We start from the raw sequence: 16,400 nt of genomic DNA, 5'->3' as shown, positions 1-16,400 counted from the left end.
GTCCGTTCGAAGTCGATCGCGCCCCCAAGGGTAGTGACCCGCACCGACAAGTTCCGTGAGCACGCCTGCGGCGAGCCGCCGGCCGTGCTCGCTGCCGGTCAGCGGGGTGAACGCAACCGGTCGTACAGCTCGGCCAGCTCGTCCTGGGCCTCCGCGACATCACCCGCCTTCGTCCCGGTGCGCCGCAGCGCCGAGCGCAGCAGGGCCGGGTCGAGCAGCGTCATCGGGTCGACGGGGCTCGGCTCGGGCAGGGCCGGCAGATCCATCCCGTCGCCGTAGAACGCGGCCGCCCCGGCGTCCCATTCCTCGACCGCAGACGGCTCCGTCGGCGTGTGCGGCGGAGCGCAGGGCGCACCGTCGGACCTGACCGGCGATTCCCGCCCGGACGCGGCCACCCTGGCGAGCAGGCCCGCGAGCGGCACCCCGGCGAAGTCGAGGATCAGGCTCGGGTCGAGATCGGCCGCCGCACTGTACTCGTAGGTGAGGGCGAGCGCATGCACGCACGCGCCGCTCTCATCCGGGCACGCGCAACTGACCTCCACGTCCGATGCGGTCTCCGGCAGCACCAACTCCCCCAGGGTGCGACCGAGCTCTCCCCGGGTCACCGCCAGCAGCTCAGCGGTGGCCCCCTGCGCGAGCAGCAACGAGATCACAGCAGCCGGATCACCCGGGATCCGCGCCAGGCTCACGCCGAACGGATCGAGCTGGCTGCCCTGCACCGTCGCGGTGACCGACGCCGGCACCACAGCCAGCGAGAACACCTGGTGCTCCTGGTAGAGCCGCCGCGCGTACTGCACCTTGCGGCGCTCGGTGATCTCCTCGCGCTGCGCGATCAGCCGTCGGGTGAACCAGGTGCCGCCCATCGGCCGCGCCGTATCGCGTGCCCTTCTCGCCATCAGCGGGCCACCGCGTCCTCGCGCAGGGCGATCAGCTCGTACAGCTCATCGTTGTTCAGCTCGGTGAGCCAGGCCTCGCCCACCTGCACCGTCATGTCCGACAGTTCCCGCTTGGCGGCGATCACCCCGTCGATCCGCTCCTCCAGCGTTCCCGCACACACGAACTTGCGCACCTGCACCGCCTTCGTCTGCCCGATCCGGAAGGCCCGGTCCGTGGCCTGGTTCTCGACCGCGGGATTCCACCAGCGATCCACGTGCACCACATGATTCGCGGCCGTCAGGTTGAGCCCGGTGCCACCCGATTTCACGGTGGCCAGGAGCACGGGCGCACCGTCGCCGGCCTGGAACCGCTCGACCATCGCATCCCGGTCACGACGCGGTACGGAACCGTCGAGTACCGGCACCTCGGCGCCGAGGAGCCCGCTGAGCCACGGCTGCAGCATCCGGGCGAACTCGGCGTACTGGGTGAATACCAGCGCCCGCTCACCATCGGCGGCCACGGTCTCCAGGATGTCGGCGAGCAGTTCGACCTTGCCGGAGCGGTGCTGCCCGCGGCGCAGCAGCGGCGAACCGTCGTCGAGGTACTGCGCGGGGTGGTTGCACACCTGTTTGAGCCGAGTGAGCGAGGCGAGGACGAGACCACGGCGCGGCATCCCCTCCGACCGGCGTAGCTCCTCCACCAACCGGTTCAGCACCGCTTGGTACAGGCCTGCCTGCTCGGGAGTGAGCGAGGCGCGGATCGTGAACTCCGCCTTCTCCGGCAGCTCGGGCGCGATAGCGGGATCGGTCTTCACCCGGCGCAGGATGAACGGTGAGGTGAGCGTGGTGAGGCGCCGCGCGGCGGCCCGGTCCTGTTCGCGTTCGATGGGCATCGCGAACCGGTTCCGGAAGGTGCGCGCCGATCCGAGCAGGCCCGGATTGACCAGGTCGATCACGGCACGCAGGTCCTCGAGCCGGTTCTCGACCGGAGTGCCGGTGAGTGCCACCCGGTGCGCCGCGGGAATCGCCCGAAGCGCCTTCGCCGCAGCGGTGTTCACGTTCTTCACGTGCTGTGCTTCATCGACCACGATGCGGCCCCAGCGCAGCGCCGAGAGCTGCTCCCGGTCCCGCGAGGCGAGCGCGAACGTGGTGATCACGATGTCGGCGCCGGCCACCGCCTCCGCGAAGGCCGCACCGGCCGCGCGATCGGCGCCGTGGTGCACCAGCACGCGCAGGTCCGGCGCGAACCGCTGTGCCTCGGCGGCCCAGTTCCCCACCACCGACATCGGGCACACGATCAGTGTGGGATCGACGGGGCCCGCCTCGCGCTCGTGGCATAGCAGCGCCAACACTTGGATCGTCTTGCCCAACCCCATATCGTCTGCGAGTACCGCCCCGATCCCACTGCGCCACAAGGTGACCAGCCATTCGAGTCCGCGCAACTGATACGGACGCAGTTGCGCCTTCAGGCCCGACGGCGGGGCCACCGACGCGGGCGCGATGGTGCCGCCCCGGTACACCGAGTCGAGCCAGCCGAGGCCGTCGACCGCGACCAGTGGCGCGGGCAGCGCGGCGGGGTCGGCGATCAGCCCGAGCAGATCGCCGAGGTCGTGGGCGGTGCCGTCCTCCTTGGCCCGGCGCTGTTCGCCGACGAACCGTGCCGCCTGCGCCAGGGTGCGACGGTCCGCACGGACCCACCGGCCGCGTACCTTCACCAATCCCGACATGGTGTTGGCCAGCCCGGCCAGCTCACTCGCGGTGAGCACCGCATCGCCCACCGCGAGTTGCCAGGCGAAGTCCTTGATCTCGGCGAGACCGGCCTGCACGGTGAGTGCGGTGCGGCCCGGCTGCTCCCGGCCGGCGAGTCGCAACGCGGGCCGGACCGTGGCGATCGAGGTGGGGAGCAGCACCTCGTAGCCCGCCTTGGTCAATCCCGGAGCACCCTCGAGGAACAGCGCTTCCGCTTCCTCGGTGGTGAGCAGGAAATCCAGTGAGCCGCGATCCTGACGCACTCGTTTCAGGGGCGGGTACACCGCCAGTGCCCGTGCCAGTTCGCTCGCCAGGTCATCGAGGTCGACGGGACTCATCCGCACCGGATCGGCACGCACGGGTGCGGCGCCGGGCACCCGGCGGCACACCTCCAACCGCCACGGCGCATCCGGTGGGGCGGCGACCGGATCGATCTCGCCGGGCCGCTTACCATCGGGCTCGATGAGCCGCAGCACCAGCAGCGTCTCGGCCGAGCGGACGCTGCCCGACCATTCGGTCCACGCGGCGGGGGCGCCCGCATCGGAGACCTCGCCCGGGGGCAGTGGCTCACCGTCGACCAGTGCCCGCAGCGAGGGCGCGGCCACCCATTCCCACGGCCCGTCGCCGAGGCGGTTGCGCGCGTAGCGATCGGTGAGTTCGGCGGCCATATCGAGGGTCGCGGCCAGATCGCCGCCGCGACGCAACGCGGCGGGCATCGCGGCGGCTGCCGTCTGCACCCAGGTACGCCACTGCACGGACTCCAGCGGCGCCCACCGCACGAGCCAATCGCCGTCGTCGCTGCGCAGCACCGGGGTCACGGCCCCGACCGCGACGAACCGTTCGATCGACTTCGCCACCCAGCGCAGGTACCGCAGATCGCCGGCGCCGTCGTCGGGGCCCAGCCGGTCGAGCAGCGCGGCGGCACGTTCGGGCCCCAGAGTCAGGACCGGCGCGACGAGCTGTCCGCCCGGCCCCGGCACCGTGGTGGATCGGCGGGGCTTGCGGTCACCGAGGACTGCGGCGACGGGCGCAGGCATGACGGCCGGGTCGGGTTCGGCGGTCGGCTCACCGAGGTCGTCGGTGAACCACAGCGCCAGCCCGAGTCCGGGCCGCCAGAGCCCGTGCGCGGCGGACCGGGGACGGGGCACGACTACTCCGCCACGACGCGGTACGCCTCGTGCCGATGGCGCAGACGGTGCCGCAGGTGTGCCTGCACGGCCGGCCATTCGTGGCGCAGGATGGAGAAGAGCACCGCATCGAGCAGAGCGCCGTTGCGGTAGCGCTTGTTGCTGCGCAGCACCCCGTCTTGTTTGGCGCCGAGCCGGGCGATCGCCTCCCGCGACTGGGTGTTCACCCACTGCGTGCGCAGGCCGATGCATTCGCAGCCCAGCGTCTCGAAGGCGTGCTGCAGGAGCAGCAGTTTGGATTCGGCGTTCGTGCCCGTGCCGTGCGCGGAGGCCCGGTTCCAGGTGTAGCCGATCTCCATGCGCGGCACGTCGGGGTCGATGTCGTAGTACGTCGTCATACCGAGCACGCGGCCCTCGGTGTCGATGGCGGTGAACGGGATCATCTGGCCCTGCTGCTGTAGATCGAGGCGGCGGTCGATCTCGGCCTTCAGGCCGGAGGGGGCCGGCACCGAGGTGTACCAGCGGTCCCACATCCGACCGTCCTCGAGCGCGTCGATCAGACCGTCGTAGTGGTCGTGCGAGAGCGGTGCGAGGGTGACCAGGTGGCCGGTCAGGGTGACCGGCCGCAGCGGTGTGGAGAAGGCCATGCAGCGGAGACTACGCGGCGTCGCCGACAACCAGCTTCGCGAGCGCCGAGCGCAGATCGTCGGGGATCGACGTGGGGCGGCGGGTGACCCGGTCGACGAAGACGTGCACGAACCACCCCTCCGCGGCGAGCCGCCACGTCGGTTCGGCGGCCGCCGCGCCGCCCTCACCGAAGAGCGTCACGGCGTACCTCACGCTGGAGCCGCCCAACCTGGTGACCGCGAGCCCGGCCTTCACCTGCTCCGGGAATGCCAACGGGGCGTCGTAGCGGCAGTGAGATTCCACACAGAGCCCGATGGTGGCGCCACCGTGGATGTCGAGCCCGCCCTCGCGGATGAGGTAGGTGTTGATCACCGTGTCGAAATAGCTGTAGTACTCGACGTTGTTGACGTGCCCGTAGACGTCGTTGTCCTTCCACCGGGTGGGAATGACGAGGGTGTACGGCTGGTCGTCGATGCTCGGCACGGCTCGCACCCTACGCCGCAGTGCGGTCGCGGTCCGTCCGGACGGGGAATGAATATGGCGACGCAGTGGTAACAAGGGGAGGAGAGCGGGGCCCGCTACGGGCGCCGCAGCTACGGAGGTCACCATGGCGAATCAGCCCGCCCCCATCGAGCCCAACGTGCCCGCCACCCGCGACGGCGGCGGCGTCCTGGGCTCTGTCATCGACCGGGCCGCCCGGCTCCAGGCACCCGCGGTCGCGAAGTACGTCGCGGGCCTGCGCGAGGCGCATCCCGACGAGAGCCCGGCGCAGATCATCGGCCGGATCGAGAAGCGCTACCTCCTCACCGTGACCGGAACGGGTGGCGCCGCGGGCGCGACCGCGGCGGTTCCCGGCGTCGGCACACTGGCGGCGATCGGCACCGTCGGCGCCGAGACCGTGGTGTTCATGGAGGCCTCGGCCCTGTACGCCCTGGCCGTGGCGGAGGTCTACGGCATCTCCCCCGAAGATCGCGAGCTGCGCAAGGCCCTGGTGCTGACCGCGGTGCTGGGCGAGGCGGGGCTCGGTGCGCTGCGGGCCACCGTGGGCGCCAAGAACGCCTCGCTGATGAACCTCAAGCGCAATCCTGCGCAACTTCCCGGCCTCAGCGGCCTGAACAAGCAGCTGATGAAGATGTTCAGCCGCCGGTTCCTGGCGAAGAAGTCGCCACTGGTCCTGGGCAAACTCCTCCCCGCGGGCATCGGTGCCGTGGTGGGCGCCGGTGGCAACCGGGTACTGGGCAAGGGCGTGATCAAGAACTCCCGAAACGCGTTCGGCCCGGTCCCCACGGCGTGGCCGACCCCTGGCCTGCGGGTGATCGACGGATCGGCCACGGAGGCGGGCGGTACGGCGTTACCGGAGTAAGCCGTCACGGGTTTAACCCGGTGGACTACCCTGGACCACGCAGATTTGCGCCGACTGTGATCCGGTTCGGCGCGGGCATGATACGACGATGATGAATCGAGGCGAGGACCTGCCGTGAGCAGCAGTTCTGTATCGGATTTCGGCCAAAACGAGTGGCTGGTCGAGGAGATGTACGAGCGGTTCAAGGCCGACCCTAATTCGGTCGACCCGAGCTGGCACGATTTCCTCTCCACGTATCAGCCCGGCGCCGCCGCGGCGAATGGCAGCGCACCCGCTGCGGCCGCAGCGCCTGCGGCCCCCGCCGCTCCCGCTCCGGCGGCCGCGGCCCCGGCGGTGACCCCGCCCGCGAAGGCGGCCGAGTCCACGCTGACGCCGGCACCGTCGAAGCCGGTCACTCCCGCCCCGTCGTCCCCCGCGAAGCCGGCGCCGGCGCCGAAGACTCCCGCCACGGCGGAGTTCCCGGCCGAGGAGGAGCACCAGGTGCTCCGCGGCGCCGCGAATGCGGTGGTCAAGAACATGAACGCCAGCCGCGAGATCCCGACGGCCACGTCGGTGCGCGCGATGCCGGTGAAGGTGATGTTCGACAACCGCGTGGTGATCAACAACCACCTCGCGCGTACCCGCGGCGGCAAGATCAGCTTCACCCACATCCTCGGGTATGCGCTGGTCCAGGGCGTCAAGGCGTTCCCCAACATGAACCGGCACTTCGCCGAGATCGACGGTAAGCCGAACGCCGTCACACCACCGCATGTCAACCTGGGCATCGCGATCGACCTGGTGGGCAAGAACGGAAGCCGCAGCCTGGTGGTGGCCGGCGTCAAGAACGCCGAGACCATGGACTTCGCACAGTTCGTGGCCGCCTACGAGGACATCGTGCGCCGGGCCCGCAACGGCAAGTTGACCGCCGAGGACTTCGCCGGGGTCACCATCTCGCTGACCAACCCGGGCGGTATCGGCACGGTGCACTCGGTGCCCCGTCTGATGGTGGGCCAGGGCGCGATCATCGGCGTCGGTGCCATGGAGTACCCGGCCGAGTTCCAGGGCGCCAGCGAGGAGAAGATCGCCGATCTGGGAGTCGGCAAGCTCACCACGCTGACCTCGACCTACGACCACCGCATCATTCAGGGCGCCGAGTCGGGCGACTTCCTGCGCTACGTCCACGAGCTCACCCTGAGCGACGAGTTCTGGGACGACATCTTCCGCACCCTGCACGTGCCCTACGAGCCCGTGCGCTGGCGTCGCGACATCCCCCCGCACGGCATCGACAAGGACGCCCGCGTTCTTGAGCTGATCGCGGCCTACCGGGCCCGCGGCCACCTGATGGCCGATGTGGATCCGCTGCGGTTCAACAACGACAAGCTCGAATCGCACCCCGACCTGAACGTGCTCACCTACGAGCTGACGCTGTGGGATCTGGACCGCACGTTCAACGTGGGTGGTTTCCACGGCGAAGACCGGCTCAAGCTGCGCAAGGTGCTCTCGGTGCTGCGCGACGCCTACTGCCGGCACGTGGGTATCGAGTACGCGCACATCCTCGAGCCCGAGCAGCAGAAGTGGCTGCAGGAGCGCGTCGAGGCCAAGGATTCCAAGCCCTCGGTCGCCGAGCAGAAGTACATCCTGTCCAAGCTCAACGCCGCCGAGGCCTTCGAGACGTTCCTGCAGACCAAGTACGTCGGCCAGAAGCGGTTCTCGCTGGAGGGCGCCGAGTCGGTCATCCCGATGATGGACGCCGTCCTCGATCAGGCCGCCGAGCACTCGCTCGATGAGGTCGTGATCGGCATGCCGCACCGCGGCCGCCTCAACGTGCTGGCGAACATCGTCGGCAAGCCGTACAGCAAGATCTTCACCGAGTTCGAGGGCAACCTGAACCCGGCGCAGGCACACGGCTCGGGTGACGTGAAGTACCACCTCGGCGCCGAGGGCAAGTACTACCAGATGTTCGGCGAGAACGAGATCACCGTCTCGCTGGTCGCCAACCCGTCGCACCTCGAAGCGGTCGACCCCGTGCTCGAGGGCATCGTGCACGCCAAGCAGGACATGCTGAACCCGCCGGAGGGCACGCACCCCGTCATGCCGCTGATGCTGCACGGCGACGCCGCCTTCGCCGGTCAGGGCGTGGTGGCCGAGACGCTCAACATGGCGAACCTCGACGGCTTCTCCAACGGCGGCACCGTGCACATCGTGGTGAACAACCAGGTCGGCTTCACCACCTCGCCGGAGAACTCCCGCAGCTCGCAGTACTGCACCGATGTGGCGAAGATGATCGGCGCGCCGATCTTCCACGTCAACGGCGACGATCCCGAGGCCTGCGTGTGGGTGGCCAAGCTCGCCGTCGATTTCCGCGAGCGCTTCCACAAGGACGTCGTGATCGACCTCGTCTGCTACCGCCGCCGCGGCCACAACGAGGGCGACGATCCGTCGATGACCCAGCCCGGCATGTACGACGTGATCGACACCAAGCGCGGTGTCCGCAAGTCCTACACCGAGGCTCTGATCGGCCGTGGCGACATCTCCACCAAGGAGGCCGAGGACGCACTGCGCGACTACCAGGGCCAGCTGGAGCGGGTGTTCAACGAGGTCAAGGAGCTCGAGAAGTTCCAGGCCGAGCCCGCACCGTCGATCATCGCCGACCAGCCGCTGCCCAGCTCGCTGGTGACCGCCGTACCGCTGGAGCAATTGCAGCGGATCGGCGACGCCTACGGGAATGTGCCCGAGGGCTTCACCGTGCACCCGCGCGTGGCCCCCGTGGTCAAGCGTCGGTTCGAGATGTCGCGCGAGGGCGGCGTCGACTGGGCGTTCGGTGAGCTCCTCGCGTTCGGCACCCTGCTGGAGGAGGGCCGCACGGTCCGCCTGGCCGGCCAGGACAGCCGCCGCGGCACCTTCACGCAGCGTCACGCGGTGCTGATCGATCGCCAGTCCGGGCAGGAGTACACCCCGCTCGACAACCTCGGCCCCGACGGCACCCCGTCGCCCGGCAAGTTCATGGTCTACGACTCGGCGCTCACCGAGTTCGCGGGCCTGGGCTTCGAGTACGGCTACTCGGTGGCCGACGAGTCGGCGCTGGTGTGTTGGGAGGCGCAGTTCGGCGACTTCGTCAACGGCGCGCAGTCGATCATCGACGAATTCATCAGCTCGGGAGAGGCCAAGTGGGGCCAGACCTCGGGCGTCACGCTGCTGCTCCCCCACGGCCACGAGGGCCAGGGGCCCGACCACACCTCGGCCCGTATCGAGCGGTTCCTGCAGTTGTGCGCCGAGGGCTCGATGACGGTCGCGATGCCGTCGACCCCCGCGTCGTACTTCCACCTGTTGCGCCGCCACGCGCTCGACGGTGTGCGCCGCCCGATGGTGGTCGCGACGCCGAAGTCGATGCTGCGCAACAAGGCGGCGGTGAGCCCGCTGGAGGACTTCACCTCGGGCAAGTTCCGTTCGGTGATCGACGATCCGGCCTTCGAGGTCGACGGCGGCAACCGCGACGGCGTGTCCCAGCTCCTGCTGGTCTCCGGCAAGCTGTACTACGAGCTGGAGGCTCGCCGGAAGAAGGACAACCGCACCGACGTGGCGATCATCCGCATGGAGCAGCTCTACCCGCTGCCCTCGCGGCGCCTGCCGGCCACGCTGGACAAGTACCCCAACGCGAAGGACGTGCGCTGGGTGCAGGAGGAGCCGGCCAACCAAGGTGCGTGGCCGTTCTTCGGCCTGGAGCTGCCGCAGCTCGACGAGCGCCTCGTGGGCATCAAGCGCGTCTCGCGGCGCGCCATGTCGGCACCGTGCTCGGGTTCGTCGAAGGTGCACGCGGTGGAGCAGGCACAGATCATCGACGAGGCCTTCGCCTGATCGAATGAATCACCAACGCAGGGCCGGTCTTCCCACGTGGAGGGCCGGCCCTCGCCATTGGCGCGGACCGCGCCGCTCAGCTCACGCGGGAATGTCGAGCCCGACGGCGCCTGCCATTCCGAGGAACATCGTGGCGAGATGGTCGACCACCTCGTCGCGGGTCATGTCGGCGAAGCCGGCGTTCTCGTCGAGCCACTGCACCAGGGTCTCCTCGACCACCGCGATCCAGCCGTGCACGGCGAGCACGAACCGGGTCGACCGTTCGATGCCGATTCCCTCGGCCTGATCGACGAACTGGTTCACGATCTGCTCGCGCACCGACTTCACCGCGGTCCGGATGCGCGGCTCGGACCAGCTGACGCCGGCGAGCATCGGCAGCAGGGACTGCCGGTTCTGCATGATGTGGTCGACGTAGGTCCCGAGGGTGGCTGTGAGGATCGGCATGACCTCGGCGATGTCTTCCGGGTTCTTCTCGGGCGTCGCCACCTCGCCGACGATCCGCGCCTGCTCCTCGACCAGGGCCACTTGGAACTCGAGCTTGGAATCGAAGTAGTGGAAGAGCAACCCGGCCGAGACTCCGGCCTGGCTCGCGATCTCCTCGATGGACACCTGTTCCAGCGCCTGGTGCTTGAGGCTCGCCAGTCCCAGGTCGATGAATTGCTGCCGCCGCGCTTGCGGGCTCAGTCGGGTGCGCTTACGCCCCATCGCGGCTGCCACGGACTTTCTGGTCACCTACTGAATCCTACTCAATAGGTCGTTGACATTTGCCGGTTCCCATCCCTACTGTCGAGTAAGAACGCCGAACTTCGGCGCATCAGTGCAGCTCAGCTTGGACAATGTGAGGATTCCACCATGAAGAGTTTCCGCGGCAAGGTCGCCGTCATCACCGGCGCCGCCTCCGGTATGGGTCGCGAATTGGCCCTGCAGCTCGCCGACGAGGGCGCCAAGCTCTCCCTGTGCGACTACGACCCGGCCGGCCTGGAGGAGACCGCAGAGCTCGCCCGCGCCCGCGGCGCCGAGGTGCACACGAAGGTCGTCAACGTCGGTGAGCGCGAACAGCTGCTCGCCTACGCCGACGAGGTCGTCGAGCACTACGGGACGGTCAACCTGCTCTTCAACAACGCCGGAATCGCACACCACGAGCCGGTCGAGACCACGTCCTTCAAGGACTACGACCGGGTCATGGACATCGACTTCTGGGGCGTGGTGAACGGCACGAAGGCCTTCCTGCCTGCCCTGATCGCCTCGGGTGATGCGCATATCGTGAACACCAGCTCATTGTTCGGACTGCTGTCGGTGGGCGGGCAGAGCGCCTACAACGCCGCGAAGTTCGGGGTCCGGGGCTTCACCGAGGCACTGCGCATCGAGATGCTCTCGAGCGATCACAACGTTGGTGTCACCTGCGTGCACCCGGGTGGCATCAAGACCGCCATCGCCCGTAATGCCACGGTCGCCGAGGGCAAGAACGCCGCCGCCACTGCCGAGTTCTTCGACAAGTACCTCGCCCGCACCTCGGCGGAGTCCGCCGCCGATACGATTCTCAAGGGCGTCAAGCGCAATCGCGGCCGCGTGCTGGTGGGCACCGATGCCAAGATCATCGACGTGCTGGTCCGCCTCGGCGGCTCCGCGTACGAGCGGGTGAACGCGCTGCTCGATACTCAGCTCAAGAAGTTCGTCTAACCCGACGATCCTGACAATGACTGCCGCCCCGCATGATTCATGCGGGGCGGCAGTCATTTCGGGTCAGTGCAGCGGATGATCCGCGGCCCACTGGCCAGTCACCTCGTCGACCGTCTTCTCCCCTGAGCGCACCTTCTCGACCATGGCCGCCAGGTCGATCGTGGTCAGTTCGCCCGCGATCGCGGATAGCCGCTTATTCTGCTGCGATGTGAGACCGTCGCGCCGGAACAGCGGAACCACGGCGCGCGAGGGCACCGCCCCGTCCGGATCGGCGACCTGATTCAGCTTCTGCGCGGCCGCCGACAGTGTGCCCAGTTGCGCGAGACCGGCCCGGCCGTCGGTGACCTCACGCGCAGCCGCCGCATCGTCGTCGACCACGGTGACCGGCCCGACCGCGCAACCGTAGCGCCCCGCGATGTCGGCAGGGCTACCGCGCGGGACCGCGACCGGCCCGGCCAGGCCCTCACAATCGCGCAAGCTCGCGGGTTCCCCTCCCGTGCGGGTGTAAAGCATCGGCTGATCCAGCGCGAGCGTCGGATCGCCCAGGCCGAGCCCTTCGGGAAGTACCGCGCTTACGGCGACGAACTGCGCATCCCACTGCGCCTTCGCGTCCTTGGTCTCCTTCTTCTCGGCAGCCGGCTGCGGAACTCCCGGCCGGTACCGATCCCACAGCGCTCCGGTGAGCGCCGGGGCGACAGTGACCTCGCCGCGCTCCACGGCCGCCACCGCGGCGTCGCCGGGTCCGATGCCGAGCCGGACCTCCACCGGTGTGCCGATGCCACGCAGCGCGTTCGCGTAGATCACCCCCTCGATCCGGGACGCGATGTCGTCGGCGGTCGCCAAGGTCACGGTTCCCGTGCTGGCGCGCGGCCCGAGATCAGAGGCGTCACCTCCGTCGGAGCAGCCGGCGAGGGAGGCCGCGAGCAGGGTCGCGGCGCCGAGGCGCAGGATCGGACTTCTCACGCCCTCTTTCTACCCGGCGCCGCGCGCAGGTGTGGCATCCGCCTGCCCGTGCGCACCGCGGACGCCGTTCGCCGGGTCTAATATCAGCGCATGCCCTCGATGCCGTCCCTACCCCGGGCGGGTACACCGCGCCGCGACGCAGCCGTTCCGCGGGTTCCCGTCCCGGTCGCCCGAGCCGTCGTCGACTGCGGTGTCTACATCGATGGGGAGCGCCTTCCCGGCCGGTTCAGCTACGTCGAAGCGATCGAGGAGGTGCGCCGCCGCGGTGAGGGGTACGTCTGGGTCGGCATGCTCGACCCGGATCAGCATCAGATGGACGAGGTCGCCAGAGTCTTCGGACTGCACCCGCTGACCGTCGAAGACACGCTGGTCACGCACACCCGTCCGAAGGTCGATCGATTCGACGACGCCCTGTTCCTCATCCTCAAGACCGTGAATTACGTGGGCCACGACCGCACCGACCCGATGGCCCGATTGATCGAGACCGGCGAGGTGATGGTGCTGGTGGGGCCCGATCATGTGATCACGGTGCGGCACGGCGAGCACGGCAGCCTGCGCCGGGTGCGCCGGAACCTGGAGAGCAATCCCGGGCTGCTCAGGTTGGGCCCGTCGGCAGTGATGCACGCCGTCGCCGATCACGTGGTCGACACCTACGTCGCCGTCTCCGATCTGCTGGAGGATGACATCGATCGGGTCGAGGAGGACGTCTTCCGTGCCCGGGCCCGCACCCAGGTCGACGAGATCTATCAGATCAAGCGCGATGTGGTGGAGCTGCGCCGTGGAATCCATCCGCTCTCACACGCGCTCAAGCGCCTCACCTGCGATTTCGACGATATCGTTCCCAGCGAGATCCGGCGCTACTTCTCCGACGTCATGGACCATCAGGCGATGGTCGCCGATCACGTGGAGACCTACAACGACGTACTCAGTTCACTGATCGACGCCGCGGTCGCCAAGATCGGGATGCAGCAGAACGAGGACATGCGCAAGATGTCGGCCATCATCGGTCTGGTCGCCGTGCCCACGATGATCGCGGGAATCTACGGTATGAACTTCGACAACATGCCCGAACTGCATTGGAGCTACGCCTATTACGCGGTGCTCGCCGTCATGCTGCTGGCCTGTCTCGGCCTGTTCATCACCTTCCGCAGGATCAAGTGGCTGTGACACCTCCCCTGCGGTGACCTGAATCGTAGGTACGCTCGGCTCATGAACCGGGAGCTGTGGGACCGGCGCGGCGAAATGTGGGCCCGCGGGAACGACGGTGCCCCTGCGCACGTCTGGGTGATGCGCAGCGCGTTCTTCGGTCTCGTTGCGGCGGCCTGGTCGACGTGGGGAGGGACGGCCACGCAGTACCTTCCGGAGAATCCGGTCGCGGAGTTCGCCGCTCGGTCGTCGACCGAAGTACTGCTTGCGCTCTATCTGCTGTACGCCGCGCGATCGAAACCGAAGGCCATCGTCGCGGTGATCGTGATCATCGCGAGCGTGATCGGGGCGAAAGTGGTCGGCCGGCTATCGACCCAGTGGACGATGGCCAGAATGAGCGAGCCCGGCTATGACGGGAGCGCCGATTGGTGGTCGGACCCGGTCTACTGGTTCATCATCGTCGCCACCGGAATTTTCAGCTACGTGTTCATCTGGGCGGCCTGGGGCATTGCACGGCGTCGAAGTTCGGCGTGGCTGTGGTCGCTGCCCGTACCCGCACTGTTCACCGTGCTCGGCCCCTGGGTGCTGCAGACGAACTTCGACTGGTTCATCGAAACGGGGTGGCGCGTCCAACTGGCGAATGTCGTCGTCGCCGTCCTCCCGATCACTCTGTCGATCCTGGCCGGTTGGGCCGCGGACGTGGCGTTCGGGACGCCACCTCCCGCACAGGTCGCACCCGAGCCGACCACACCTGCGGGCATGGCCGAGGTGCCGCAGTCCGCTCCGCAGGGCGTCGCCGCCGATCCGCTGTTCGACGCACCACCGGCCGACGATCCCCTCTTCGACGCCCCAGACCGGGACTAGACCTCGCGCGCCGCGGGCCGCCCAGGATCGGCCGGGTCGATACCCGCCTCGGCCCAGGCCTCGCGCAGTGCCGCGGCGCCCTTGAGCCGCACCCACGCCGCCTCGTTGGCGGTGATCGGGTCGGCGCGCAGGAATCGGACGGGCTCGCCGTCGCGCTCCAGATCCGGCACGGCCGACTCGCCCAGCAACACGGCCGTGAACGGCGCCCCCGCCCAGAGCGGGGTGCCGAGGTCGACCAATGCATCCGGAGCCAGCACGAGGCCCTCCACGGCGGGCGAGGCGGCCAGGATCGCGACGGATCGATGCACTCCGTCGAGCGCGGCGCCGGGTCCGTCGGCGGCGGGGCGCAGTTCGAGGATCACTTCGGCACGTGGTCCGTCCTCGACCGCCACGATCGCGTTGGGGTCGGTCATCGGGTGCCGCGAGCAGCCGAGGCTCGCGAAGGCGACGGTGCGCGCCCCGGATCCGATCCAGCGCAGCACCGTCATCGGCTCCAGGCCGAGGAAAGTCACCGATGCGGCGACGGGCGGCGCGAAGTCGCGCCCGTCGTAGTACGCCGAAAGGTGTGCCCGGACGTCGTCCACCACGGAAGTCACGGCTCCGATCCTACGAGCCCGCCGGGGTCAGAAGAATTGGCCCGGTTGCCAGGGCTTGCGGGTGGTCCGCTCCCCTACCTCGTCGATGATCTCGGGGCTCCACTCGTGGCTGCGCACGAGCCGGTACCGCTCGCACGAGACGAAGACGTAGACCTCGGCATCGGTGGACTGCGCCATGATGCCGGCGTCGCGGGCCATCGCCACGACCGGACTGAATTCGTCGCGGTACCAGCGGTTCGCGACGTCCTCCCGGGAGAGGTACTGCCCCGTCTCCTGGACCAGCCGGAATCCCCACGCCTCCACCGATTCCGCGAGCACCGAGTAGTCCCACGCGTTGGTCATGCGCACGCGGTCGCGCGCCTCACCCGTCAACGGCACGCGTTCGAGGAACAGCCGGCGATGATCCTTGAGCAGGAGGTCCGAGCGAACCGAGATCCCGTCCGCGCCTACCCGGGTCATCACCTCGGTGACGTAGGCGTCGATCGTGGCGAAGCCGCGGGCGAAGGCGATCGACACGCGGTGATGGCCGTCCACCACGAAGTACATGTCGCCGACCTTCTTCACCTCGATCGGCGGCATCGCTTCGCCGCGACGTTGGGCGGCGGCGAGCCGCTGCCAGCGGGCCCGCAGCGCGGGTGTGCGGGGACGGAAGTAGCGGTCGAAATCTCGTGTGCGGTCGACGCTGCCGACGATCTGTGCGGTGGGGACCACCTGCAGGCCGAGATTGCGTTCGGTGACCATACCGAGCGCGCCGACCACCTCGTCGTAGGGCAGCACATCGTTGACGTCGCCGGGGCGGCGTCGGATCCACGACGCGAGCCGGGCTATTTCGGCGCGGCGCCGGGAGCGTTCGAAGTCGGATCGGGCGTCCGCATCGGGGAAGCCGGTATCACGCGCCACGTCGTCGCTCCCGGATGGTGTAGGCCCCGGGATCGCCGGGGGTGATGTCGAAATAGGTGTAGCCCACCGTGTTCAGGACCGGCACGGCACCGATGGTGAGGTCGGGGCCGGGCCTGCCGTGCGGGTGGACATGCCCGTGCACGAACACCTGCGGTCGCAGTCGGGACACGAGCGTACCCAGTGCCGTGAAACCGCGGTGCGGGGAGTCGTCGCCGTCGCCGACCCCGGCTGCAGGAGAATGAGTGAGCACCACGTCCACCGTACGACGGCCCAGTCGCGCGGCCTGGCGCAGGCGCCACGCGCGACGCGCCAATTGTCCCTGCGTCCACTGGTTCGCGCCGTCGTGGTACCGGATCGAACCGCCGAGGCCCGCCACGGTGAGACCGGCCACGGTCACCACTCGCCCGTCGGCGTTGACCCCGCCGCGCGGACCCGGTGGTTCCGCGGGCAGCCCACCGCGGAGGTAGCCACCGCGGGTGCGGCGGAATCCGCCGTGATCAGGATCGTGATTGCCGGGCACGAAGACGCAGGGCACGCCGTAGCGGTCCATGAGCGATTCCAGGTACGCCCCCGGAAGGTCACCGGCGCCGAGAATCAGATCGGGTCGCAACGTCGTCGAGGCCAGGGTGAGCCCGGGTACCTCCTCGTCGCTGACTGCCAGAACGCGCACTGCGGT

The 16,400-nt window shown here is 68.9% G+C and carries 14 protein-coding genes; 5 read left to right on the top strand and 9 right to left on the bottom strand.

Going from position 1 to position 16,400, the window contains the following annotated elements; all coding sequences use genetic code 11:
• Positions 1–98: 98 nt before the first annotated feature.
• The 4 genes from TPAU_RS06075 to TPAU_RS06060 are packed head-to-tail and all read right to left on the bottom strand — an operon-like array spanning position 99 to position 4,861.
• Positions 99–863 (bottom strand): hypothetical protein, encoded by a 765-nt coding sequence (locus TPAU_RS06075; protein ID WP_049825792.1) that lies wholly within the window; start codon positions 861–863, stop codon positions 99–101.
• A gap of 32 nt (positions 864–895) precedes the next feature.
• Entirely contained in the window at positions 896–3,772 is a 2,877-nt protein-coding gene (locus TPAU_RS06070) for a DEAD/DEAH box helicase (RefSeq protein WP_013125884.1), read from the bottom strand.
• Positions 3,773–3,774: 2 nt separating this feature from the next.
• Positions 3,775–4,398 carry a GNAT family N-acetyltransferase gene (locus TPAU_RS06065; RefSeq protein WP_013125883.1) on the bottom strand — a complete coding sequence of 208 codons (624 nt, stop codon included), beginning with the start codon at positions 4,396–4,398 and terminating at the stop codon, positions 3,775–3,777.
• 10 nt (positions 4,399–4,408) lie between these two features.
• Positions 4,409–4,861, bottom strand: a complete 453-nt coding sequence (locus TPAU_RS06060; RefSeq protein ID WP_013125882.1) for an acyl-CoA thioesterase — start codon at positions 4,859–4,861, stop codon at positions 4,409–4,411.
• A gap of 124 nt (positions 4,862–4,985) precedes the next feature.
• On the opposite strand from TPAU_RS06060, the gene TPAU_RS06055 reads away from it, so the two are divergent.
• Together TPAU_RS06055 and TPAU_RS06050 are read left to right on the top strand one after the other, a co-directional pair.
• Positions 4,986–5,741, top strand: a complete 756-nt coding sequence (locus TPAU_RS06055) for a hypothetical protein (RefSeq protein WP_013125881.1) — start codon at positions 4,986–4,988, stop codon at positions 5,739–5,741.
• Between the two features lie 114 nt (positions 5,742–5,855).
• Complete coding sequence (locus TPAU_RS06050; RefSeq protein WP_013125880.1) at positions 5,856–9,575, top strand: multifunctional oxoglutarate decarboxylase/oxoglutarate dehydrogenase thiamine pyrophosphate-binding subunit/dihydrolipoyllysine-residue succinyltransferase subunit; 3,720 nt, start codon at positions 5,856–5,858, stop codon at positions 9,573–9,575.
• 81 nt (positions 9,576–9,656) lie between these two features.
• Here the strand turns inward: TPAU_RS06050 and TPAU_RS06045 are convergent, their stop codons facing one another.
• Positions 9,657–10,307, bottom strand: coding sequence for a TetR/AcrR family transcriptional regulator (locus tag TPAU_RS06045; RefSeq protein WP_013125879.1), 651 nt, complete (start codon positions 10,305–10,307; stop codon positions 9,657–9,659).
• A 120-nt stretch (positions 10,308–10,427) separates the two neighbouring features.
• Here TPAU_RS06045 and TPAU_RS06040 point away from each other — a divergent pair, with 120 nt between their 5' ends.
• Positions 10,428–11,255, top strand: a complete 828-nt coding sequence (locus TPAU_RS06040; RefSeq protein ID WP_013125878.1) for an SDR family NAD(P)-dependent oxidoreductase — start codon at positions 10,428–10,430, stop codon at positions 11,253–11,255.
• Positions 11,256–11,318: 63 nt separating this feature from the next.
• On the opposite strand, the gene TPAU_RS06035 is transcribed toward TPAU_RS06040, so the two are convergent.
• Complete coding sequence (locus TPAU_RS06035; RefSeq protein ID WP_013125877.1) at positions 11,319–12,218, bottom strand: type 2 periplasmic-binding domain-containing protein; 900 nt, start codon at positions 12,216–12,218, stop codon at positions 11,319–11,321.
• 90 nt (positions 12,219–12,308) lie between these two features.
• On the opposite strand from TPAU_RS06035, the gene corA reads away from it, so the two are divergent.
• Positions 12,309–13,385 carry a magnesium/cobalt transporter CorA gene (gene corA / locus TPAU_RS06030; RefSeq protein WP_013125876.1) on the top strand — a complete coding sequence of 359 codons (1,077 nt, stop codon included), beginning with the start codon at positions 12,309–12,311 and terminating at the stop codon, positions 13,383–13,385.
• Positions 13,386–13,427: 42 nt separating this feature from the next.
• Positions 13,428–14,228, top strand: a complete 801-nt coding sequence (locus tag TPAU_RS06025; RefSeq protein ID WP_013125875.1) for a hypothetical protein — start codon at positions 13,428–13,430, stop codon at positions 14,226–14,228.
• Here the strand turns inward: TPAU_RS06025 and TPAU_RS06020 are convergent.
• The 3 genes from TPAU_RS06020 to TPAU_RS06010 are packed head-to-tail and all read right to left on the bottom strand — an operon-like array spanning position 14,225 to position 16,394.
• Positions 14,225–14,824: a suppressor of fused domain protein gene (locus tag TPAU_RS06020; RefSeq protein ID WP_013125874.1), complete on the bottom strand. Its 600-nt coding sequence runs from the start codon at positions 14,822–14,824 to the stop codon at positions 14,225–14,227. The two genes, TPAU_RS06025 and TPAU_RS06020, sit on opposite strands and share 4 nt — an antisense overlap.
• A 27-nt stretch (positions 14,825–14,851) precedes the next feature.
• Complete coding sequence (locus TPAU_RS06015; protein ID WP_013125873.1) at positions 14,852–15,724, bottom strand: ParB N-terminal domain-containing protein; 873 nt, start codon at positions 15,722–15,724, stop codon at positions 14,852–14,854.
• The gene (locus TPAU_RS06010) at positions 15,714–16,394 is read right to left on the bottom strand and encodes a metallophosphoesterase family protein (protein WP_013125872.1); all 681 of its coding nucleotides are present in this window, start codon (positions 16,392–16,394) and stop codon (positions 15,714–15,716) included. Before TPAU_RS06010 ends, TPAU_RS06015 begins: the two co-directional genes overlap by 11 nt.
• Between the last annotated feature and the right edge of the window lie 6 nt (positions 16,395–16,400).

This window comes from Tsukamurella paurometabola DSM 20162, from assembly GCF_000092225.1.
Classification (GTDB): domain Bacteria; phylum Actinomycetota; class Actinomycetes; order Mycobacteriales; family Mycobacteriaceae; genus Tsukamurella; species Tsukamurella paurometabola.
The sequence above is the reverse complement of the archived record's forward strand: the minus strand, read 5'-3'. Positions and strand labels throughout refer to the sequence as shown.

Excerpts from the sequence above, each read along its gene's own strand:
- TPAU_RS06075 (WP_049825792.1), bottom strand. The coding sequence starts at position 863 with ATGGGCGGCACCTGGTTCACCCGACGGCTGATCGCGCAGCGCGAGGAG.
- TPAU_RS06065 (WP_013125883.1), bottom strand. The coding sequence starts at position 4,398 with ATGGCCTTCTCCACACCGCTGCGGCCGGTCACCCTGACCGGCCACCTG.
- TPAU_RS06055 (WP_013125881.1), top strand. The coding sequence starts at position 4,986 with ATGGCGAATCAGCCCGCCCCCATCGAGCCCAACGTGCCCGCCACCCGC.
- TPAU_RS06040 (WP_013125878.1), top strand. The coding sequence starts at position 10,428 with ATGAAGAGTTTCCGCGGCAAGGTCGCCGTCATCACCGGCGCCGCCTCC.
- corA (WP_013125876.1), top strand. The coding sequence starts at position 12,309 with ATGCCCTCGATGCCGTCCCTACCCCGGGCGGGTACACCGCGCCGCGAC.
- TPAU_RS06025 (WP_013125875.1), top strand. The coding sequence starts at position 13,428 with ATGAACCGGGAGCTGTGGGACCGGCGCGGCGAAATGTGGGCCCGCGGG.